The 23340-nt window shown below is 33.6% G+C and carries 23 protein-coding genes, 1 riboswitch and 1 other annotated feature; of the genes, 5 read left to right on the forward strand and 18 right to left on the reverse strand.

The annotated features are described in order from the left end of the window. Positions 1 to 37 precede the first annotated feature (37 nt). On the forward strand, positions 38 to 298 hold the full coding sequence (locus tag EKH84_RS17605; protein ID WP_127067315.1) for a hypothetical protein: 261 nt from the start codon (positions 38 to 40) through the stop codon (positions 296 to 298). A gap of 84 nt (positions 299 to 382) precedes the next feature. On the opposite strand, the gene pulA is transcribed toward EKH84_RS17605, so the two are convergent. The 9 genes from pulA to EKH84_RS17650 all read right to left on the reverse strand — a co-directional run bounded on the left by pulA (position 383) and on the right by EKH84_RS17650 (position 11776). Beyond that, entirely contained in the window at positions 383 to 3478 is a 3096-nt protein-coding gene (pulA, locus tag EKH84_RS17610; protein ID WP_127067316.1) for a type I pullulanase, read from the reverse strand. Positions 3479 to 4403: 925 nt separating this feature from the next. Beyond that, a complete protein-coding gene (rplT, locus tag EKH84_RS17615; RefSeq protein ID WP_013657922.1) occupies positions 4404 to 4760 on the reverse strand; it encodes a 50S ribosomal protein L20 in 357 nt (118 codons plus the stop codon). 22 nt (positions 4761 to 4782) lie between these two features. Further along, positions 4783 to 4986, reverse strand: a complete 204-nt coding sequence (rpmI, locus tag EKH84_RS17620) for a 50S ribosomal protein L35 (RefSeq protein ID WP_013657923.1) — start codon at positions 4984 to 4986, stop codon at positions 4783 to 4785. 48 nt (positions 4987 to 5034) lie between these two features. Further along, positions 5035 to 5526 carry a translation initiation factor IF-3 gene (gene infC / locus EKH84_RS17625; RefSeq protein WP_127067317.1) on the reverse strand — a complete coding sequence of 164 codons (492 nt, stop codon included), beginning with the start codon at positions 5524 to 5526 and terminating at the stop codon, positions 5035 to 5037. Positions 5527 to 5877: 351 nt separating this feature from the next. Continuing rightward, positions 5878 to 7851, reverse strand: a complete 1974-nt coding sequence (gene thrS, locus EKH84_RS17630; RefSeq protein ID WP_127067318.1) for a threonine--tRNA ligase — start codon at positions 7849 to 7851, stop codon at positions 5878 to 5880. A 103-nt stretch (positions 7852 to 7954) separates the two neighbouring features. Next, positions 7955 to 8227 (reverse strand) — a binding site (T-box leader). Positions 8228 to 8649: 422 nt separating this feature from the next. Continuing rightward, complete coding sequence (locus EKH84_RS17635; protein WP_127067319.1) at positions 8650 to 8997, reverse strand: DUF805 domain-containing protein; 348 nt, start codon at positions 8995 to 8997, stop codon at positions 8650 to 8652. A 112-nt stretch (positions 8998 to 9109) separates the two neighbouring features. After that, positions 9110 to 9946, reverse strand: a complete 837-nt coding sequence (locus EKH84_RS17640; RefSeq protein WP_127067320.1) for a putative sporulation protein YtxC — start codon at positions 9944 to 9946, stop codon at positions 9110 to 9112. A gap of 165 nt (positions 9947 to 10111) precedes the next feature. Then, on the reverse strand, positions 10112 to 10987 hold the full coding sequence (hslO, locus tag EKH84_RS17645; protein ID WP_127067321.1) for an Hsp33 family molecular chaperone HslO: 876 nt from the start codon (positions 10985 to 10987) through the stop codon (positions 10112 to 10114). 39 nt (positions 10988 to 11026) lie between these two features. Continuing rightward, the gene (locus EKH84_RS17650) at positions 11027 to 11776 is read right to left on the reverse strand and encodes a class I SAM-dependent DNA methyltransferase (RefSeq protein WP_127067322.1); all 750 of its coding nucleotides are present in this window, start codon (positions 11774 to 11776) and stop codon (positions 11027 to 11029) included. Positions 11777 to 12031: 255 nt separating this feature from the next. Between EKH84_RS17650 and EKH84_RS17655 the strand changes: the two genes are divergently transcribed. Beyond that, positions 12032 to 13315, forward strand: coding sequence for a hemolysin family protein (locus EKH84_RS17655; protein WP_127067323.1), 1284 nt, complete (start codon positions 12032 to 12034; stop codon positions 13313 to 13315). Between the two features lie 100 nt (positions 13316 to 13415). Here EKH84_RS17655 and EKH84_RS17660 read toward each other — a convergent pair whose 3' ends face one another. After that, entirely contained in the window at positions 13416 to 13625 is a 210-nt protein-coding gene (locus EKH84_RS17660) for a small, acid-soluble spore protein, alpha/beta type (RefSeq protein ID WP_127067324.1), read from the reverse strand. A 162-nt stretch (positions 13626 to 13787) separates the two neighbouring features. After that, positions 13788 to 13972: riboswitch (Lysine riboswitch) on the forward strand. Between the two features lie 185 nt (positions 13973 to 14157). Between EKH84_RS17660 and dapA the strand changes: the two genes are divergently transcribed. Continuing rightward, on the forward strand, positions 14158 to 15042 hold the full coding sequence (gene dapA, locus EKH84_RS17665; protein WP_127067325.1) for a 4-hydroxy-tetrahydrodipicolinate synthase: 885 nt from the start codon (positions 14158 to 14160) through the stop codon (positions 15040 to 15042). 15 nt (positions 15043 to 15057) lie between these two features. Beyond that, positions 15058 to 15822 (forward strand): 4-hydroxy-tetrahydrodipicolinate reductase, encoded by a 765-nt coding sequence (gene dapB / locus EKH84_RS17670; RefSeq protein ID WP_127067326.1) that lies wholly within the window; start codon positions 15058 to 15060, stop codon positions 15820 to 15822. Between the two features lie 84 nt (positions 15823 to 15906). Here dapB and EKH84_RS17675 read toward each other — a convergent pair whose 3' ends face one another. The 3 genes from EKH84_RS17675 to EKH84_RS17685 form a co-directional block, all read right to left on the reverse strand. Further along, a complete protein-coding gene (locus EKH84_RS17675; protein ID WP_127067327.1) occupies positions 15907 to 16437 on the reverse strand; it encodes a cob(I)yrinic acid a,c-diamide adenosyltransferase in 531 nt (176 codons plus the stop codon). Between the two features lie 27 nt (positions 16438 to 16464). Beyond that, positions 16465 to 17133, reverse strand: coding sequence for a M48 family metallopeptidase (locus EKH84_RS17680; RefSeq protein WP_243118685.1), 669 nt, complete (start codon positions 17131 to 17133; stop codon positions 16465 to 16467). Between the two features lie 158 nt (positions 17134 to 17291). Then, the gene (locus tag EKH84_RS17685; RefSeq protein WP_041713830.1) at positions 17292 to 17963 is read right to left on the reverse strand and encodes a single-stranded DNA-binding protein; all 672 of its coding nucleotides are present in this window, start codon (positions 17961 to 17963) and stop codon (positions 17292 to 17294) included. A gap of 198 nt (positions 17964 to 18161) precedes the next feature. Between EKH84_RS17685 and EKH84_RS17690 the strand changes: the two genes are divergently transcribed. Continuing rightward, positions 18162 to 18329, forward strand: coding sequence for a Spo0E family sporulation regulatory protein-aspartic acid phosphatase (locus EKH84_RS17690; RefSeq protein ID WP_127067329.1), 168 nt, complete (start codon positions 18162 to 18164; stop codon positions 18327 to 18329). Between the two features lie 98 nt (positions 18330 to 18427). Here EKH84_RS17690 and EKH84_RS17695 read toward each other — a convergent pair whose 3' ends face one another. The 5 genes from EKH84_RS17695 to EKH84_RS17715 form a co-directional block, all read right to left on the reverse strand. Then, entirely contained in the window at positions 18428 to 19168 is a 741-nt protein-coding gene (locus tag EKH84_RS17695; protein WP_127067330.1) for a polysaccharide deacetylase family protein, read from the reverse strand. A gap of 58 nt (positions 19169 to 19226) precedes the next feature. Then, on the reverse strand, positions 19227 to 20153 hold the full coding sequence (gene uvsE, locus EKH84_RS17700) for a UV DNA damage repair endonuclease UvsE (protein WP_127067331.1): 927 nt from the start codon (positions 20151 to 20153) through the stop codon (positions 19227 to 19229). Between the two features lie 193 nt (positions 20154 to 20346). Next, on the reverse strand, positions 20347 to 21102 hold the full coding sequence (locus tag EKH84_RS17705; protein WP_127067332.1) for a C40 family peptidase: 756 nt from the start codon (positions 21100 to 21102) through the stop codon (positions 20347 to 20349). Positions 21103 to 21226: 124 nt separating this feature from the next. Next, on the reverse strand, positions 21227 to 22045 hold the full coding sequence (locus EKH84_RS17710) for a C40 family peptidase (RefSeq protein ID WP_127067333.1): 819 nt from the start codon (positions 22043 to 22045) through the stop codon (positions 21227 to 21229). Between the two features lie 196 nt (positions 22046 to 22241). Continuing rightward, a complete protein-coding gene (locus EKH84_RS17715; RefSeq protein WP_127067334.1) occupies positions 22242 to 23288 on the reverse strand; it encodes an aldose epimerase family protein in 1047 nt (348 codons plus the stop codon). Positions 23289 to 23340 lie beyond the last annotated feature (52 nt).

Raw genomic sequence — 23340 nt, forward strand, 5'->3', positions numbered from 1 at the left:
AATAATAAATACTTATTGTCCATTTTAGGAGGTCTCTATGAAACGTCCCACAAAAAGTAACGTGATCGACTATGCCCATATTTACAATGTCCTTACCTTAGCTATTACTTTCTTCTTACTTTATATAGGGATCAACTTTTTTCTACCTTTTGCTAACTTCCTTTCCTTTTTAGGACTTGCTCTAGGAAGTTTCTATGTTATTGTGTATTTCTTTAGTAAAAAGAGAGTTCACTTAATGATTGCTTTAACTAGCACCATTGTTTCTATTGCTCTTAGCCTAGCTTTTATCTATATATAATACTTCATCATTCATTTTTGCATAAAAAAGGTGCTATGATTCATCTTATCATAGCGCCTTTTTTAAATGCCTAACATCATTTCTTTAATGCTTATTTTTCAACCTTCTTCTCACACCAAAAGCAGCTACTACTGCTACTGCAACACCACCTACAATATAAGCTATTGTTTTAGCTTGAGACCTGGTTGTTTCATTTTGACTATCTACTTGTTGTTCTGTACTTGTCTCTACTCCTTTTGCTTTTACTAATACCATTGCACTTCTACTAGGTACCACAACTTCATTACCTACTATGGTCTCTATAGGTGCTATACCCGCCACTTGATCATTAACGACTACTTCCCAATCGCCTCTATCTAATACTATTTTTTGTTCTTCCTTATTAGCATTAAATAAAACAACAATTTCTTCCCACTCATCTCCATTAGCATGCTCATTTATTTTGTAGCCTACCATTTCTTCTGTAGGCATTTCAAGGAAAGTTAAATGCTCACTAATTTCTTCTGCTGTAGTCATTCGAAAAGCTGGATGTTTTTTTCTTAGCTCTATAAGACCTCTATAATAATCATACACATCTTTAAATCCAATTTTTCTACTCCAATCTAATTGATTAATCTCATCTCCTGCTGAAAAACTGTTCTCATTACCACCCTTGGTACGTACAAATTCTACACCTGCATGTAAGAAAGGAATACCTTGTGAAGTAAGTACCATCGCATTACTTAATTTATGAATCTTTAGTCTCTCTTCCATGCCATCTTCTGGATTAGTGAGTTCAATCTTATCCCATAAAGTTAAGTTATCATGAGCTGATACATAATTAACTGTTTGACTTGGTGATTTTGCAAAAGGTGCTTTTGAATAATTTACCTGTGCATAATCAACTTGTGGATGCTTAGTTGCTCCTACAATCCCAAATTTAATTGTTTCTTCAAACCCTGCTCCACCATTTGCGAACCCTGAAGCTGTACTTTCAAAAACATGCCCTTTAATACCATCTCTAAAATCATCACTAAAAACAGCTATGTGATTTAATTCTCCTGCATTTACTTTAAGCGCTTGCTTATTTGTAGGTAATGTAGAGGAAGAAGCTGTCCAGCCTTCACCATAAATTAAAATATTAGGATTGATTTTATCTAATTCAGTACGGATTTCATTCATTGTATCAATATCTATCAGGCCCATAAGGTCAAATCTAAAACCATCAATCTTGTATTCTTTAGCCCAATAGACTACTGAATCTATAATCATTTTTCTTACCATAGCCCGTTCTGAAGCTATTTCATTGCCACAACCTGAACCATTTGAAAAGCTACCATCTAAATTCTTTCTATAATAATAGTCTGGTACAATAAGATTTAAATTGGAGTCTGCACTTTTAGCTGTATGATTATAAACCACATCCATAATGACACCTATATCATTTTGATGAAGCGTCTGTATGGCCTGTTTAAATTCTTTTACTCTTACTTCTCCGTGATAAGGATCTGTGGCATAGGAGCCTTCTGGTACATTATAATTTTGTGGGTCATAGCCCCAGTTAAAATCATTTTCTTCTAACTTAGTTTCATCAACAGAACTATAGTCAAAAGCCGGTAATAGATGAACATGTGTAACCCCTAATTCTTTAATATGGTTAAGGCCTGTTTTTACACCTGTACTAGTTGTCGTCTCAGTTTCTGTTAAACCTAGAAATTTACCTTTATGCGTAATCCCTGAATTCTCATGAGTTGATAAATCTCTTATATGTAGTTCATAAATAATGGCATCTGTTGGATTTTTAAGCTCTGGTCCCTTTTGTGTTTCCCACCCTTCTGGGTTCGTTTCTGCAAGGTCAATCACCATAGCTCTCATACCATTTACTCCAGTTGTTCTTGCATAAGGATCTACAACTTCTCGCCATTCTCCGTTAATACGTACCTTATAAGTATAATAAACAGCATTTTGGTCACCTTCAATTGTAGCACTCCAAGTACCTTTTTCTTGTTTTGTCATCGGCACTTTTTGTAGCATTTTACCATCATTACCTGCATCATAAAGGATGACTTCGACTTCACTGGCTGTAGGTGCCCATAATTTAAAAGCTGTACGCTCTTTTTGATAATTAGCCCCCAAATCATCTCCCTCATAATAATAAAGCTGATTAAAAGCTTCTGTATTAAAAATCTCTCCTGCTGTAGCCATCTTTGCTTCATACCCCTCTTTAGCTACTTCATAAATACCGTTAAAGTCAATGGTTTCAGCTAAGTAAAGCTTAGCACCTTTAGCTAGTCCACCTTCCATTTCATTTAATAACTCCACTTTATTGATTGCTATTTTCTTCCCTGCTTTAGTCACACTAAAATCCGCTTTAAGATCTTCCTTTGTTTCAAAAGGAACATTAACACCTAAACAAATACTTTCCATTGTATCCATGGTTGCCCAGCTCACACTAGGCTTAATGTACATTTCTTCTTTACTGTATCCCACTTTTTCTTCTCCTTGCTTTAAGTAAATATCAATTTTCCCATTCTCATCAGCTTTAGTAGTAGAAATAAAACGATCTATTTCCACATCTTTATTTTGTACATCTTTTTTATAGAGCCAAAACCCTAACTTACGTATTGATCCTATGTCTTTTACTGTAAAGGTTGCCACCTTACCATAGGCATCTTCCTTTTCAAAATTATAACTTATCCCCTCTTTACCTTCAGGCCATAACCATAGTTTCCAATCTTCATAATTTCTATCATACCTATTATAATGTACATTCAAGGTAACTTGTTCTGGCAGTATTACTGCACCACCAGAAAGATTAGGCTCTTCTGTATAAATCGTTTCATCTCCTGACACGAGCCATATTTCATTGATAGCTTCTGTTGTTGCCACAAAGCGATCATCCGATACGTCTTTTGCCCAATCATTAGTTCTTACAATAAAACCTACCTTATTAGCTGTTTCCTCTAAAGGAATAATAGCCTTTACACCAAATTCATCTTCTTCAGTAAATTCGGTAACGTTTCCATCCTTTCCGTCAAGCCACATCCATAGATTCCATTCCTCATACTGCTTATCTGGTCTGTAATAATGAATAATTAATTGTTTTTCCGTATTGGGCGTAGCTTCCAAGGGCAATATTCCTTGAAACAAATTTAAAATGAGCATACATACTAAAACAATCCCCACATATTTTTTCTTCATTACCTTCCCTCCTTTTATAAATAGTTTATCATATTACAAATAATTTGAAAACAACATCTCTTAGCAAAGCGTATATTGTAAATTGAAATTTGTCTTGGCGTTTATAAGAAGTACGTCTGAGAGAAAACGAGTGGGTATGGGTGCATTCCGTTGTTCCGGTTCACATTTTTTGAAGCACTAAGTTCACTTATTTAGATGAACGGCAGAACTCACTTCGTTCAAACAGCTGCCTAAAACCCATCTAAAACGTTCACTAAGTGCTTCTAAAAAATGCTCCCAAGTCACTACTCCAGGCACCCATACCCACTCATTTTCACAAACGTTGTTGACCTCATAAACATCCAAGACAGTGAAGCAGCGTGGAAAGAAGGCGTAACGACAGTTAAAAAATACTCGAAGCCGGGGGCAGGCGCCCAAGGCAATAACGTATAAAGCTTCCCATAAGTCTATTTTGCCAAGAAGTAGCTCTGTAAGGAAGCTAGGGAGCCTTACAAGCATTATTGATCTCTTAAGTGTTCAAACCCCTAAGTGAAAAGTGCAGAAAAAAGATAATAACAAGTTTTGTTTTTTCTTGAAAACACTTAATGGAGGCGACTTTACGCGTTATTGCTGGTAGAACTGAGCGAGGGTGGCTGTCCTAGCGGGGTGACTTCGGAGTATTTTCAGTAGGCACTTAGCGAACGTTTTGGATGTTCCTTAGTCCACGTGCCCCCGGGAACCGAGTTTGTGGACGTTCATCCAAAAAAGTGAGCTTAGTGCCTACTGAAAATACGGAACGGAACCACGTAGGATGGTCACCCTCTCTCAGCTTTGCCCAAATAGCCTAGTAAAGCCACCGACAAATTTCTATTTGTACAATTCACCAACCAGATGCAAAAAGCTACTATTCCTGTGAATATCACATGAATAGTAGCTTCAAAAAGCATTATTTTAAGTTAGCTTTAGCTGTTTCAACTAATTGTGTGAAAGCAGCTGGATTTGTGATTGCTAATTCTGATAACATTTTTCTGTTGATGTTAACGTTAGCATTTTTTAATCCGTTCATGAAACGGCTATATGATAATCCGTTTAAACGAGCTGCAGCGTTGATACGTGCAATCCATAAACGTCTGAATTCTCTTTTTCTTAATTTACGACCTACATATGCGTAGTTTAATGATTTCATTACAGCTTGTTTAGCTGTTCTGAATTGTTTTGATTTAGCTCCTCTGTAACCTTTAGCTAATTTTAATACTCTATTACGTCTTTTTTTAGTAGACATTCCGCCTTTAACTCTTGCCATTGTCTTAACCTCCTATCGTATCTTATAAATATGGTAAAATTCTCTTCATTTGTTTTTCGTTTGTGCTATCTACAATACCAGCTTTTCTTAAGTTACGTTTTGTTTTTGTAGATTTTTTAGTTAAAATATGTCTTTTGTAAGCTTTGTTACGTTTTAATTTACCAGTTCCTGTAACTTTGAAACGTTTTGCAGCTGCTCTATTTGTTTTTAATTTTAATTTAGCCATGATAATGATCCTCCTTTATTCATTTGATTATTTTGTATCAAAAGGTAACTATTTTGGTGCTACCACGATAACCATTGCTCTACCTTCTAATTTAGGTTTTTGTTCTGCTACTCCAACTTCTTCAATTAAAACTAACGCTTGTTCAAGAAGTTCATTACCTCTATGAGTATGCATCATTTCACGCCCACGGAATACAACTGAAATTTTAACTTTATCCCCTGCTTTAAGGAACTTAGCTGCATTTTTCATCTTCGTTTCAAAGTCGTGTTTTTCAATACTAGCAGAAAGTCTTACTTCTTTAACGCTAACAACTTTTTGTTTTTTACGCGCTTCTTTTTCTTTCTTTGCTGCATCAAATTTGTATTTACCATAGTCCATGATTTTACAAACTGGTGGTTTTGCTTGTGGAGCAATTTTAACTAAGTCTAAGTTTTTCTCAGCTGCCATTTTTTGTGCTTCTTTGCTAGAAACAATACCAATTTGTTCTCCATCAGCTCCTACTAGTCTTACTTCTTTGTCACGAATTTGTTCGTTGATCATTAAATCGTTAATAACGGGCACCTCCTAAATTGTGTTTGCCTAAATTTATTATTTTAATCACCCTTTAAGCGATGGGTGAGCCGCTTTTAATAATATACCCTTATTAGTATATTTATTTGCTATATCAACTAAATAAGGTGGATAGCCGAAACTATCCACCTCTCTAAAAATCCATACTAAATGAAATATAATCATGTCTTAATTAGTATGACCTTACGAACCCTTTTGTTGTAAGGTGAGAAGAATAGCTTCTACTTCGCCTGGCAATCATTTGCCTTAAAACCTCATTTATCTTAACATGCCTTGTTTTATTTGTCAACTTTTATTTTACGTAAAATATTTATTTCTATCTTATTTATTTTCTTCAATTTCCATGTGTTTAAGATAATTGAATTTTGTTTTAATTTCTTCATCTACACGATTAACAAAGCTTTCAAGACTTTGTGCACCTTCATCACCTTTTTGACGGCTACGAACAGAAACGGTCTTATTTTCCATTTCTTCTGCACCGACAACAACGATATATGGAATTCTTTCCATACGTGCTTCTCTGATTTTATATCCAATTTTTTCTGTGCGATAGTCAGCTTCTACTTTTAAGATGCCACGGTCTTTAAACGCTTTAACAACTTCTGCTGCATAATCTGCATACTTATCAGAAAGCGGAAGTACTTTAACAGCCACTGGCGCAAGCCATATTGGGAACTGCCCAGCATACTTTTCAATAAGCATAGCAAGTGTTCTTTCATAGCAGCCAATAGAAGTACGGTGAATGATAAGTGGGTGTTTTTTCTCACCATCTGCATCAATATAAGTCATACCAAGCCTTTCTCCAAGAGCAAAGTCGATTTGTACAGTAATGATTGTATCTTCTTTACCATGTACATTTTTAAATTGAATATCAAGTTTTGGTCCATAGAAGGCCGCTTCACCTACAGCTTCTTCGTAATTAATTTGTAAGTGATCTAAGATATTTCTCATGAGACTTTCTGTTCTTTCCCAAGCCTCTGGATCATTAATATATTTTTCAGTATTTGCTGGATCCCATTTAGAGAAACGGTAGCTGATATCATTTTCAATGCCAAGTGTTGCCATCATGTAATTGATTAGCTCAATAACACCTCTAAATTCATCTTCTAATTGTTCTGGTGTACATACAAGATGTCCTTCAGAAATAGTAAACTGTCTTACACGAATAAGACCATGCATTTCACCTGATGATTCATTTCTAAATAAAGTAGAAGTTTCACCATAACGAATTGGGAGATCACGATAGCTGTGTTGTTCTGCATTATAAACTGTGAATTGGAATGGACATGTCATAGGACGAAGTGCAAATACCTCTTTATCCTTTTCTTCATCTCCAAGTACGAACATACCATCTTTATAGTGATCCCAGTGACCTGACATTTTGTAAAGATCACTTTTAGCCATAAGAGGTGTTTTAGTTAATACATAACCTCTTTTTTCTTCCTCATCTTCTACAAAACGTTGAAGGGTTTGAACAATTCTAGCACCTTTTGGCATAAGTAATGGTAGACCCTGACCCACTTTTTCATCTGTTGTAAAAAGTTTAAGTTCACGACCAAGCTTGTTGTGATCACGTTTTTTAGCTTCTTCTAAAGCTTCAAGATGAGCTGCTAAATCTGCTTTTTTGGTAAATGCTGTTGCGTATATACGCGCAAGCATTTTGTTCTTTTCATTCCCTTTCCAGTAAGCACCTGCTGCTGATAAGATTTTGAAAGCTTCTACAGGTTTTGTACTCATAAGGTGTGGTCCTGCGCAAAGATCAACAAAGTCGCCCTGTTTGTAAAAAGTGATTTTCTCACCTTCTGGAAGCTCACGTATTAATTCTACTTTATATGGTTCTTCTGCTTCTTCCATTAGTTTAATAGCTTCTTCTCTAGGAAGTTCAAATCTTTCAATCGGAAGTTTTTCTTTAACGATTTTCTTCATTTCAGCTTCAATTTTTTCAAAATCTGCTTCTACAAAGTGTCTTTCTGTATCAAAATCATAATAAAAACCATCTTCAATAGCTGGTCCAATTGCAAGTTTTACTTCTGGGAAAACCCTTTTTACAGCTTGAGCTAAAATATGAGCTGCTGTATGACGGAATGCCCATTTTCCTTCTTTATCATTAAAAGTAAGGATTTCAAGACTACAGTCTTCATTAAGTTCTGTTCTAAGATCCACCATTTCCCCATTTACTTTACCGGCACATGCCATTCTTGCAAGTCCTGCGCTAAGTTCTTCTGCTACGCCAAGGACAGTAATGCCTTTTTGACACTCTTTAACACTACCATCTTTTAATGTAATTTTAATCATTGCTTCTACTCCTTTCAAATTTAAACTATTTTAACCCATGAATGATTATTTAATTAAAAGAATCTAAAAAACCCCGTCCCTTTTTAAATAATCATCTTATTTAAAAAGGGACGGGGATATGTATTCCCGCGGTTCCACCCTTGTTACTTTGCTTGGCTAGATTATATGAATGCTTCCTCCCTATAAAGAATTATTCATTCATGCTTAAACTTACCAAAGTTAAAGTCACTCGCTTTACTGACGATAACGGGGTCACCGAATTGTTTTACAATCACTCCGAGGTAGTCTTCACTTATGGTCTTTAAAGATACTCCCACCACTGCATCTTCTCTCTGAAAAAGGGGTTATAAGTTACTCGTCTCATCATTGTTTTTTGGTATTCACTTATAAATATAAATATAAATATTATAGGTATTAACAAATTCTTCTTATTCAAAATAAGTTATTTTTATGAAGTTATTTGTCGTTCTTAATGTAATTATTCTAATCAATTGATGCCCTTATGTCAATATTGTTTGATTGTTATTTCTAGGAAATCTATTTCCTTATTTATATCGTTTCTTTTAATATACCATATGTCCAATACTTGCTATGCTCAAAGTTACTGTTCTTTATCTTAGAGCTTAGAATCATATCAATATTAATCTATTACCACTACTAATTTCCTCTATTGACCATGAAAACTCTTAAATAATAAAAGATTTATCTGAATATCAAAAAAGAGTAAACCTTATTATGCAAGCTTTACCCTCTTTTACTGGATTGGATAGTGATTTTATTTTAGATTAAGTAACTTAATTAAACTACTGCTTTAGGATTCGAACCATATTGATTATTACTACTATCCCCTTCTGTACAGACTAAAACTAATAACCAAATTGGGCCAACTAAAGGAATTAAGGCTATAAACCACCACCAACCTGATTTTCCTATATCATGTAATCTTCTTATACAAACCGCTATTCCTGGTATAAGTACGGCTAGCGAATAAATAGTACTTAATATACTGGTCTTAAGAATTGTCGCTAAAAACCCAAGGACAATTCCTATAATAATGTTAATCAAAAAGAACATCCAGTATTCCTTTCTTCTTGCTCTACCACTAAAATCTGCATATTTTTTTAAAACACCTACATACCACTCCATTTATTTTCCCCCAATAATCACTATCAATCTCCTTTATTATACACTAAATCCTCTAAATAGATAATATATTTTTTATCATTTGAATATTATAAAATTAATAAGTATTTACACATTAATTACTGCACCACATGCACCCCTTGCAATAGTTAATATTATCATCAAAAATAATTTCTAATGTCTTTAGAAACTGCTGTTCTCTGGCTTTTGCACTTTGATGAATAATAAGCTGCTTAGGACTAATCGATATAAGGATATGCAAAATATAATCTTCTCTTGTTAACGTACTATCTAATAACAGGTCCTTACAGTATTGCCTTATATAAAAGCCTGTCATATTTTTCATGCCTTTATTATAAAGTTGTGGCAACCCTTCTGTATTATAAATAAGATGTAGTATTTCCTCTAATGGTACACTTAAAATGCTCATATCTCTCATAAGCTTAATAAAAGTTACAACCTCTTTCTTCATACTATAATCCAAAACAAATTGTTCTAATAAATCGCTTAATAGAATCTGATATTTTTGAGTTCTAAATTGTATCCAACCTTCTATATTAAATACGCCTGTTTTTTTTATTTCCTGTAAAATAGGTACATATAATAAATAATAGGTAAAAGAAGAAAAGCCTTCTTGCCTTGATAGATAGTTATTATTAATAAAGGCATTCATAATATCTCTTTTATCTATATGTCTCAACTCTTCTTTACTTTTTAAATAGGTTATACAAACTCTACTAATAACCTGTTTTTGAACCAAATCACTCATCACATGAGCCAATTGCTCATCACAAAATTCTTTAGTATCTTCCATCAAACAGGCTACTTCATAAACGCTTCCTATTTGCCTTACTTCTATTTCATTAGCCATTTCTTCTTCTTGCTCTAGTTCTTCTAGTTTCTCTAATAGTTCTTTTTTATACTTGGATGTATAGAGCATATAATAGCACATGGCTTATACCTCGATAGTTGTAGTTCTTATTATATAGTATATAACCTTAAGCTTGACATCTTGCATTATCCTATATAATATTTCATGAATGATGTTTTATGTTATTGTCTATCATTAAAAATAACCTATCAGGTTATTCTGACAGGTTATTTTTAATTGTATAAATTAGATTTGCTCAATGAGTTCCTCTAATTCTTCTTTAGTAAATTGATATTTGTTACTACAGAAAGGACATACAAGCTCTGCTTTTTCATCTTCTTTTGCAATTTCTTCTAAGTCTTTTTTCCCAACACTAATAAGGGCTCTTTCCATACGTTCTTTAGAACAGTCACAATTAAATCTTACTTCTGTTGTATCCATGATTTCAATCTCACCTAAAAGATTTTCTAAAACATACTCGATAGACTGTCCTTTTTCTAAGCACGCCGTTAAAGATTTAAACCCTTTGATTTTTTCCTCTAATTGAGTAATGGCATCATCATCTGCGTCAGGTAACACTTGAATAATAATACCACCTGCTTGTCTAATACTATAATCTACATCCACTAAAACACCTAACATAACGACTGAATTAGTTTGTTCTGATACAGCGAAGTAAAAGCTAATGTCTTCTGCAATTTCACCAGAAAGCATAGGTACCTGGCCTGAGTAAGGTTCCTTAAGACCAAGATCCTTCATTACAGTCATATTGGCATTTCCTACAGCACCTGCTACATCTAGTTTACCAAACTCATTGAGTGGCAAGTCTACATGAGGATTATAAACATAGCCTTTTACATCTCCAGCCCCATTAGATTCAGCAATAATACCACCTAGTGGCCCATCTCCTTTAATAATGATGCTTACACGGTCTTCATCTCTTTTAAGCATGCTTCCCATCATAGCAACTCCTGTTAATGTTCTACCTAAAGCAGCAGCTGCTACTGGTGTTAATCCATGATTAATGCAAGCAGTATTGACAAGTTCCTTTGTATTAGTCCCAAAAAATCTAAAGTTTCTTTCTTTATCTATTCCTCTAATCATATAGTCTTTAGTTTTCATTTTATTACATCCTTTCTTTATCAAACTATTTATGTCCTTTTATCCATTATTTCTTACAATAAAGGTTGCTCTTTCAGAAAGCTCCACTAATGGCTTATTACTATAGTTATCATTCACCTCTAAAACCTCAAGACCAGCTTTCTCTAATAAAGCCTTAACTTGCTCCATGCTATACGCTCTTTGATAATGATTTTCTATACTTCTATCATATTTGCCATCTTCATCCTGAATAAAAAAGCTTACTTCATACTCATTGATTTCCTCTTCTTCATCATAGTAGTTTGTCCAAATATAAGCCGCTTCTTCAGTTTGATCTGCAAAAATTTGATTTCCTAATACTTCTTTATATTTATAGGGGGTATTCATATCAAAAATAAATAATCCTGAGGGTTTTAAAAAACGCTTAACTCTCAAAAAAGACTGTAGTAGTTCTTCTTCTTCTAATAAATAGTTCATAGAATCACAGCAGCTACAAATAAAATCTACAGGCTCTCCCAATTCAAAACTAGCCATATCTTGTAATAAATATAAAATTTCTAATTCATCTTCAAAGGCATGATCTTGAGCCATCATTAGCATTTCGGCTGACAAATCAATTCCTATTACTTCTAGTCCCTTTTTAGCAAACAAAGACGTCATTTGACCTGTACCACAGCCAAGCTCACATACCGACTTAGGACTCAAATTGTATTTATTTAAACTCGCTTCTATATAAGAAAACCAGTTCTCATAAGGTGTATCTTCCATAAACAAATCATATACATTAGCAAACTGATTATAGCTTTCCATTTCCACACCTCTTTTACGCCATTTATTCTAACCTTATTATTATAGCCATTTTTACATTTTTAAGCTACCCCTTTCACCGTATAAAACCAACTTTATGTCATTGTTATTGTTTTTTTAATTTCGTATGTTATGATATCAGTATTAGGAATATATTAGTAGTAATCTTTTTATATTTCTTCTTCTCCTTTTCATAGCTTATACATATTAAGGAGATATACTGATTTTTAAATTAATTTATAGGAGAGTGATTTTAAGTTGGACCCATCGTTATCGGTACAGATTGTTATTTTAATTATTTTACTTTTAGGCTCTGGCTTTTTCTCGGCTTCAGAAACAGCACTTATGAGCATTAGTAAAATAGAAGTGCGTTATATGGTTGAGCAAAATGTTAAAGGTGCTAAATTACTAGATAAGCTCCTAGAAGATTCTAACAAACTACTTAGTGCTATTCTAGTAGGTAATAACCTAGTTAACATTGCTGCTTCTTCCTTAGCTACTGTAATAGCCATTAATCTTAGTGGCGGATCAGATGGTAGCTTAGGTGTAGGTATTGCAACTGGTATTATGACTTTACTCATTCTTATTTTTGGTGAAATTACACCTAAATCTTTATCTACTCAAAATGCACAAAAGATAGCACTGTTAGTCGTACGACCTATCTCTATCATCGTTACTATTTTTACACCCGTTGTTAAAATTCTCATGTTTATTACTAATGGTATCATTCGTCTACTTGGTGGCAAGCCTGATGCTACTAAACCTTTTATTACAACAGATGAACTTAGAACAATTGTGACAGTAAGTCACGAAGAAGGTGTCCTAGAGACTGAGGAAAAACAAATGATTTATAATGTATTTGATTTTGGTCAGTCCTGTGCAAAAGATATTATGGTACCACGTACAGACATGATATGCGTTGATTTAGATGCAACCTATGAAGAAATCCTCACTTTATATAAAGAAGAACAATTTTCTAGAATGCCTGTTTATCAGGAAACTCATGACCATATTGTAGGTGTTCTTCATATTAAAGATCTTATTTTTAATGGCATTTCACCACAACACTTTAAAGTAAGCGATTACTTAAGAGAAGCCTATTTTGTTCATGAATTTAAAAATAACAATGAGCTTTTTAAAGAAATGCGTCTTCAAAAAATAGGCCTGGCTATTGTCTTAGATGAATATGGTGGTACCGCTGGTCTTGTCAGTATGGAAGACTTGATAGAAGAAATTGTAGGAGATATTAATGACGAATACGACTCTGTTCAAGATGACTTCGTTAAAGTTAGCGAAGAGGAATATGTAGTAGATGGTACTTCTCGTATTTCTGAAGTTAATGAAGAGTTAGGACTCGATATTATTTCCAATGATTTTGATTCTATAGGTGGTTTTGTTATCGGTCTATTCGATCGTTTCCCTACTGAAGGAGAACAAATTAGCTATAAAAATATTAACTTTATAGTAGAAGAAACAGTTAATAATCGTATTAATAGCTTGAGACTTTTATTAAAATCAGATATAAATCAAGATGCTATTTAAGTAAATACATTTAACAAAGCTTATTTAAATAAATATATATAACAAAAGCCACTTAAGAGATTATTTATTTCTCCTAAGTGGCTCTTTTCTTAAAGCTGCTCTATTTGCTGTTATTGGCTTCTTCTGCTGCTTTATTAAGCTCTCTCTTTTTCTTAGTCATTAACCCTCCAATACGACCTGTCTCTTTGGCACTAAGAGCCTTCCAACCTCCTTCTTGTACTTTATCTAATAAGCCTAGTTCTTCGGCTATTTCTAACTTCATTTGGTCTTCTGGTGATAGTGCATCAAATAGCTTTTCTTTATTTTTCATATCATCGACTCCTCTAACTCAATAAAATCTATTAGAGTATGTGGCAATATAAAACTTTTTATACATTTTATTTGTATTTTTATAATTATTAAATTTTAATCAACAATTACTTCTTTTGTTATTGACTTTTTCGTATTAAAATGTTATATTCTACACAATTCAATATTTTGTAGAGGCGCGGTTGCCAAGAGTAGATTATAGGATTTTTACAAGAAAAGAGGATTATAGTCAAAAGGGGTAATCGCCGAAGATTAAATAGCTTGTACTATTTATTTCTGGTTGTCTGGTTAATAGCTATACAACTGTCATCCTTTATTATACAATAAGGATGGAGTGCTACATATAATCATAAGTTTATTTATATCTATTTTATGATGATTATGCGTGTAGCCAGCCTCTAGAAGCTGGTTTTTTTATTTGACTAATTTTTGATAACAGTATCTTTCATACGATGCATTGAATAGACTAGTAGCAAAAGATATTTTTTATCAAAGTTAGTCCTACCACTATAATAAAAACGGAGGATGATACAATGGCAATTTTTGAAGGCGCAGGTGTAGCAATCGTTACACCATTTTATGAAAATGGAGACATTAACTTTGGTAAACTAGAGGAATATATTGATTTCCAAATTAGTAATGGTACAGATGCTATTATTATTTGTGGCACCACTGGTGAGGCCTCAACGATGACAGATGACGAGCATCTTGAATGCATCAAAGTAGCTGTAGACCGTACTGCTGGCAGAGTTCCAGTTATTGCAGGTACTGGAAGTAATGATACAAGACATGGTATTAATTTAACTAGAAATGCAAAGGCTTTAGGAGCAGATGCAACCCTTCAAGTAACACCTTATTATAATAAAGCTACTCAAAAAGGGTTAGTTGAACATTTCACAGCCATTGGAAAAGCTGTTGATTTGCCTATGATTCTTTATAGTGTCCCTAGCCGTACAGGTGTGACTATTAATCCTCAAACCGTTTATGAACTTTCTAAATATGATTTTGTTCAAGGAATCAAGGAAGCTACAGGCAATATTTCGACTGTTGCTGAGATTGCTGCTCTTTGCGGAGATGATTTCCCTATTTACTCTGGAAATGATGATCAGATTATTCCTATTCTTTCTTTAGGTGGAAAAGGTGTTATTTCTGTATTATCTAACGTAGCTCCAAAACAAACTCACGATATTGTTAAACTTTATTTAGATGGCCACACAAAAGAAGCAAGAGCATTACAGTTAAGATTACTTCCTCTTATTAAAGCACTTTTCTGTGAAGTTAATCCTATTCCTGTTAAAGCAGCACTTAACTTAATGGGTATGGAAGCTGGTCCATGTAGATTACCTCTTACCACATTAGAAGAAGCTCACTTACCAGGACTTAAAAATGCACTTACAAATGCTGGCCTATTAGTATAAGAAAGGATGACCCCTATGATAAAATTATTAATGCATGGTTGCAATGGTAAAATCGGGCAAACCATTAGTAGATTGCTGAAACAACATGATGACATTGAATTAGTAGCAGGTGTAGACCCTTATTTAGACCCGCCCAATCCTTTCCCTGTGTTCGCTAAAATAGATGAATGTGATGTACCTGTAGATGTCATTATCGACTTTTCTACAGCTACTGCTGTAAAAGGCCTTATTGATTACTGCGTTTCTCGTCATATTCCTGCTGTTGTTTGTACAACAGGCTTATCTCCTGAGGATATTGATTACTTAAAAGAGGCAAGTACACAAATACCTATTTTCTTTTCTGCTAATATGTCCTTAGGTGTTAATCTCCTTATCGCTTTAGCTAAACGTGCTACTGAGGTACTAGCTGGTAGTGGTTTTGATATTGAAATCATTGAAAAACACCATAATCAAAAAATTGATGCCCCTAGCGGTACAGCGCTTGCTATTGCTGATGCTATTAATGATACTTTAGATCATAGTTATAACTATCGCTATGACCGCACTACTGTACGTGAAAAGAGACCAAAGAATGAAATTGGTATTCACGCAGTACGTGGTGGCACCATTGTAGGAGAACATGAAATTCTCTTTGCTGGTAATGATGAGTTCATTTCACTTACTCATCAAGCGACTTCTAAAGAAGTTTTTGCTGTAGGTGCTATTAATGCTGCTAAATTCTTAGTTCATAAGGCTCCAGGTCTTTATAATATGGAACATTTATTAGATGCAAAGCACTAAATGAACTCTAAAAAAGCCGAGAAGGTTTGTATAACATTTAAGTTCTACAACCTTCTCGGCTTTTAATTTTATTACCCGTAATCATTAATATTCTATTCCAGCTCTGGCATCTCTACCTTTTTCCGTTGGATGCTTGATATCATCGATATGACTAATATAATCTGCTTTTTCTGCAATACGAATAGGTAGCTTACGCCCTGTAAGCACTAACTCCACATCGTCTGACTTATTACAAATAAGTTCATAGAGTTCATCTTCAGAAATAATCCCTGCTTCTACAGAATTAAGTACCTCGTCTAAAATAAGAACATCACATTCTCCAGTATCCATTACTTTACTTGCAAATTTTAAAGCATTAGTTGTTTCACTTCTTAACTCCTGCTTTTCTTCTGGATTTAATTGCCAAGTGAACCCTCGTCTTTTTTCAAAATGAAATACCTTGAAATACGGTTCTAAATCCTTTAAGACACGGCATTCACCCGTCATATCATTTTTTAAGAATTGAATCATAATAACTTTATAATCATTTCCTATAGCTCTAACACCTAGTCCTATAGCTGCTGTTGTTTTTCCTTTCCCTGTACCATAGTACACTTGGACAAGTCCATTCTCCATTTTATTGCCTCCTTAGATACCCATACATTATATCATAAAGTTTTGTCCAAATTGCTTAAAGTAATTCATGCGCCTTTTATAATCCGGCATTTCCTCTTCCACAGCCTTCCAAAAAGCCTGGCTATGATTAAAATGCCTTAAGTGCATCACTTCATGAAGAACCACGTAAGCAATCATATCGGTTGGTGCACAAAGAATCTTTAAATTATAAGATAGATTACCTTGCCTAGAACAACTCCCCCATCTAGTGGCTTGTTTTCTAATAGTTATTTTATGATATTGTACGCCTAAACGTGCTGCATACTCATCTGAAAGTTCTTTTAGATAAATCTTAGCTCGTTCTTTAAAAAACAACTCTACTAATCCTCTTATTTGTTTTTCATCACCTGTGGTTTGAATTTTAAATCCACTGGTTTCATTAAAGACTACCTTCCCTTGCTGATTATTTCCATTTTCAAAGGTAACCGGCCAATAATTTCCTAAGTAAAGAAGTCTTCCTGTTTTTATAAAATCTTGTGTTTCATAAAGTACTTTTTTCTTCTCCAGTGTTGTTTCAATCCACGTTTCATGCTCAGCTACTAGCTTTTTTATGGCTGTTTGCGACATATATTTCGGCACTTTTACAACAACTCTCAAATCTTTATCAATAGCTATACTTGCTGTTTTTCTCTTTTGCTTGATAATAATATATTCCATCACTTTTGATTATTTTTCCTTATAATTACATTTTTATATAAATTTGTTTAATCTTTTATTCTCCTTTATTATATCATATCTCCAAAAATAAGCTATACATATTCTAAATTTTTGTACAACAAAGGCGACACCCTGAGAGTATCGCCTTAATATGTATTTTATTCTGCTTCTAGAACTTCAGTACTACTGCTACTATTACCATTCTCGTCTACTGTTTCCATTTTACTAATAGATATTTCATAAGCAATCTTAGTAGCCGTATCGCCTGTTTCTAACTTCTTCTGATAAATTCTACTTTGAATACGTCCCCATACTTGAATATGATCTCCTACCGCTAGATTTTGTGCAAACCTTGCATTGCGCCCCCAAGTAATACAAGGAATGTAGTCTGACTTATGATAAGATCTATTAACTGCTAACAGTAAATCTGTGATTTCTCTACCAAATGGTGTTGTACGATAAATAGGTTCTTTACACACATAACCATTTAAATAAATATAATTTTTATTTTTAGCTAACTCTTGTTCTGAAACCTCTTTAACTTCTAATATAAATACTGTTAGTATGAGTCTATTCTTACCTTCTTCATATTGGTTGTAAGAACGAAATTGTCCTAGAACTTCTAAAACCTTTCCTTGTACATTGCCGATAGATGGTAGTATTCTTTCCGAAATGGTAACCGGTAAAATATCCGCTGAACTACTTAACCTAGGTACCTCTAGTTCAAAAGTATAAAACCCCTCACCATAAACCTTATGGCTAAATTTTATATCACTTACTACCTTTCCGATGAGTACAACCTCATTGTTTTCTAATATGTGTTCTACCATTCCTACCCTCTCCTTATCCTCTATTTGTTCTTTAACAGGTTTGTCTGCCTTTAACATCTTATTCCTAAAATAAATGATTTATGCCAAATTCAATTATTATTTATTAACTATTCACTTTTTAGCTCATCCTTTCATAGGATATAATAGTCTTTTTATTTAACACCAAGTTGCTATATTATAAAGAGAGGCACTATTTCCATGGAAACACCTAATTCTGCTTATATTATCAAATTAAAAAGAAAGCTAGCTCATATCATTATTCAAAATAACTATAATCTGCTCTCCCCAGAAGTTATTCGTTTAAGTATAGAACTCGATCAATTAATGCTTCCTCTATTTATCAAACAAATAGAGGAATTAGAATAAATCTATTCAATATATAAAAAACTGCTTACTAGCTTAAATCATTTTTAGTTCCTTGCATAGAAACTTATAAAATGCTTTTTCGCGTAAGCAGTTTTATTTTAACGAACTGGTTGTTGTCTACCTTCATGGTCTAAAGTGTAGGGAACATCCTTCAAAATAAGTTCTGAAATTGGCACGAGGGTATAGCCTTGATCAATTAACCCTTTTATAATACTATCTAAAGCTTTTGCAGTATATTTAGCATTATTGTGAAGAAGTACAATAGAACCTGGTCTTAAATTTTTATGCTTAACAACTTTATCTATAAGTTGTTGCAAACCATATTCTTTCCAATCTAGAGAGTCCACATCCCACTGCACTGTGTAGTAATTACATTCTTGTGCTGCTTCAATAACTGCATTGTTGTATTCTCCATAAGGAGGCCTAAACAAATTAGCTTCTTGTCCTGTTACATTTTTTAAAGCCTCATGAGCAGCCATAATATCTTTTTTAATAGCATCTTTACTCATCTGGTTCATATGTGGATGTTTATTGGAATGATTAGCAATATCATGCCCTGCATCTGCTAATTTTTTTACCATATCTGGATATTTTCTAACCCAATCTCCTACAATAAAAAAAGTGGCTTTAACTTGATACTTATCCAAAGTAGCTAATAATTCATCTGTGTCATCTGCTCCCCATGCAGCATCAAAAGAAAGCGCCACTTTCTTTTCTCCATTAGTATTCACACAGTAAATGGGAAGTTTCTTGGTAGGAGCTCCCAAAACCGGTAAACTACACATGATCGCCAGTCCAATGGCTACTACTCTTTTTAAATACTTTTTAATATTTTTCAATTTGCTATCTCCTTATTACTTATTTAGGTCAGCATTAGTTTTCTCATTTTAAAGTAGTTTATTCCTTATTCTCGCCTTTTAAAATCCAATATCCTTGTTCTTTAGGCTCTAAAATAGCTGTAATAGCTTTATTTTTTAGCTTAGCCTCAAAGATTACATCCGCTTTTAAAATATTACCTTTCTCCAGCAACTTAATAAGGCCCCTATAATCCCCTTTACTAATTAACTCTGCATGGGGTCTAGAATCATAATGAGGCGTTCCTGTAGAAAGGTGATATTTATCTGGTGGATAAATTTCCAAAAGTTCTTCTATTGCACAATCCGGACTGGGATGACAACGACAATGATGATAGTCATACACCCACTTTAATTTCAAATCTTGACACAAAGAGCAAACTTCTTGTGCATTATAGGTCTTATCATCATTTTCTATAGAAATAAGCTTGCAATCCACATACCCTACATTTGCCTTAAATCGCCTTAAGGCTTCCTCCTTATTGCCATAACTTCCTCCTATGTGTAATACCACATTCGATACGCCCAACAATTTACTCCATCTTGTCTGCTCATTGATTTCTGCAATAGACCTATTAACTACCTCTTTCTTCGGACTGGCAAGGACATTAAATTGGCTGGGATGAATACTCAATCTAAGTTGATATTTTTCTTGTAAAGAGTGAATATCTCTTAAATATTGTTGCATCTCGTGGTTTTGCAATACTCTTTCCTCATAAAGTGTTTTGACATAAGGTTGTGTACAAAAAGGAATTAAATCTGAACTCACTCGATAAACATATATATTATGTTTGATATTATAATCTATAATCTTCTTTAAAAGCCTTATATTATGCCACATAACCTCTGTTATTTTTTCCTCATCCTGCTTTTGCACGGCTGATAATCTAAAGTTTCTAAAAGATTCTTTTATAGATAAATTAATACAAGCATAACCTACTCTTATTTGTGGCTGTTTTTGTCTTTCCATCGCTTCACCTAATTTTGTTTTTTCTTAGTATATACCGGCACCTCTTCTATCACACTTAATTCTCCATTTTTCCTATAAACTACTAATTTTTTTGCATAATAAATCAGAGCACTATCTACTTTTTTCTCAATTTTTTATCCCACAAAAAAATAGCTCTACACGAAGTAGAACTATTTTTTATACTTTTTATATTTTAAACAACACGTTTATATCCAATAATAGGTGCACAGCCTCTCTGCCATAATGGTTCTATGCAAACAGATTTTCCTGGTACTGGTGCATGAATAATTTGACCATTGCCTATGTATATAGCTACATGATTAACACTACCATTATAACCGTAAAATACTAAATCTCCTGGCTGCAATTGATCCTTGGTTACTTTCTTGCCATTACTCGCATATTGACTACGAGAAGATCTTTGTAACTTCACACCAAACTTTAAAAAGACTTGTTGTGTGAATCCAGAACAATCTACACCTTTAGTTAAACTATTGCCTCCACTTCTATAAGGTGTTCCAATAAATTGCTTAGCATAAGCTACTACTTCTTCACCTTTTGAAATCTTAACCTCTTCTTTTTTAGGAACTGGGGCAACTTCTTCTTTCACTGGTTGAGGTTCATTCACTACTTCATTTGTTGTAGTTACTTCTTCAGTTTCATCCTTTTCTTCCTCTAACTGTTCCACCTGCAAACAAGACTTCTCTATATATACTAATTCATCTTCTTCTAATAAGACACCATAGAAGCCATCTACTTCTTCTACTATGGTTAAACTTTCACCTTCAAAGACATACCCTGCCTTTTCTCCTAATACATCTGCAGAGTAGTAAGCACTACTTTTTTGAGTAACTACTCCTATCTCAATTTCTGATGCAAATAAGTTAGTTGTAAACATTGTCATCGCTATTAATAGACCGCCTAAAATACCTAATTGTTTGCCTCTCATACTGTCCCCCTATATGTATTTATTGTTTTATCTATCAATCTCTCAAAGGTTTTATCTGTTATTCATAAAATGATTACAGATTTATTATTTCTTCTCTATATAAATATTTAATATCTTTGCTATATTAATCAACAACTCTTTTACATCCTATTAATGGTTTACCATAGTAAAGGCTACTCATACGTATACCTGTACTTTCATCACTAGCATGAATAATTTGCCCGTTTCCTGCATAAATCGCTACATGATTGATGTAGCCATTATTTCCATAAAAAACTAAGTCTCCTGGTTGAAGTTCACCTTCTGATATACGATAGCCATTACTGCTATATTGAGATCTTGAGCTTCTTTCTAAGCTAATGCCAAAACGCTTCATAATTTGGCTTGTAAATCCCGAGCAATCTACACCCGTTTCTAGATTATTGCCACCATAAACATAGCGGCCACCCAAATATCCTTTAGCATAATCAACAATTTCTTCACCTAAAGATGATTTACTCGGTACTGCATCTAAACCATCCGTATTTAATTGTCCCTTATATATGTATCCTACTGAATCGTCTACTTTTACCTTATAAAATTCATTTTGCTTTTCTAAGACCATTACCATGGTATTAGCTTTTAAATAAGTTAAAAGAGCACTCTCACCTGTAGGTTCTTCTCTTAATTTTGTTTCATCACTTAAGGTTGTCGTAATAACTCCTGCTATCTCTACAAGATTTTTACTTACGTATTGATTCGTATTACCTTGAATATTAATCAAGTAATTATGTTCATCTACTTCTAAAATACTGACACCCTGACCAGCTGCTTTTACAAGCTTTTCACCTGCTTCGGTGTTCACCTGTACATCTTGCTTTAAACTACCATATACTGCTGCTTGTGTTTGTGTTGTTATACCTGCTACCAAAATACCTACCATTATCAGCTTATGATACTTCATGGGATCCTCCTAAAGATTGTTTATAGATGATCTGTTAATAAATAATTGCTTTTATTAATTACTTATTTAAAATATTAACTAATTGTTACAAATTAATTATATATTGTAGTCCTCTTATTGTCAACGTTAGTTTAGTACAAAATTACATAAAAAGAGCCAAAAGCTCCTCTTAGCTTTTGGCTCTTTTTACTAATATTTATCTGTTACCAAATTTAAATGTTGTTTCTTGTCTATAAACTTCACTAGGTTTTAGAATAACCTCTTCCTTAAATACTTCATTTTTACCAATAGGCTTTCTTTGTGTTTCAAAACACACACCATATCTTCTTTGTTGTCCCTTACCATTTGAAAGCTTTGTTACACCATCTGCGTGATTCATAGTATAAACAACTACCCCTGGGGCAGTAGTACTAATCTCCATTACTCGTCCTGATACAGGATCATATAATTCTGCAGCTTTTTCGCCTTTATTAAGTAGCCAACAATGATCATAACCATACCCATTTTTTAAATGAGGATTTTCTCGTTCAATGTCTTTTCCAATAGCTTTTGGTATTCTAAAATCAAAAGCACTTTCGTTATCCAAATCTATAAAAGCACCTGTAGGAATAAGTTCTTCATTTAAGTCACAAATCTGACTACTATTAATATACACTTCTTGTTCTAAAACAGAACGTTTCGCTTCTCCTGACAAGTTGAAATAAGCATGATTAGTAAGATTAACGATTGTTTCCTTATCTGTAGTAGCTTCATAAGTTAAAGTAAGTGTATTATCTTCTTTTAATAGATAGATGGCTTTTACATGTAAATTCCCTGGGAATCCTTCTTCTCCATCTGGGCTCAAATAACTTAAAGTTAAAATAACAGAATCCTCTGTTTGCTGCATTTCACCCGTCCAAGCTTTTTTATCAAATCCAACTAAACCACCATGTAATGTGTTTCCATAGGTATTTTTTACAAAATGATAAACCTGATGATTTAAAGTCACCTTTGCATCTGCTATTCTACCAGCAATTCTACCTACTGTCGCTCCAAAATTACCAGGATTATTCTCGTAGGTATTTATATCTTCCCACTCTAAAATGACATTTTCAAAATGACCTTCTTTATCTGGAACCACTATTTTAGTGAGTGTTGCTCCCCAATTTAACACTTCCACTGTCATTCCCGCTGTATTACTTAATTCATATTTTGTAACCTTTTCACCAGAAGCAAAGGTTATGTCCTTACTTACTATTTTCATCTTTGCTAATCTCCCATCCTTATTTTAATTTAACCATAATCTAAACAATAAA

The sequence above is a fragment of the Cellulosilyticum sp. WCF-2 genome (assembly GCF_003990395.1).
Classification (GTDB): domain Bacteria; phylum Bacillota; class Clostridia; order Lachnospirales; family Cellulosilyticaceae; genus Cellulosilyticum; species Cellulosilyticum lentocellum.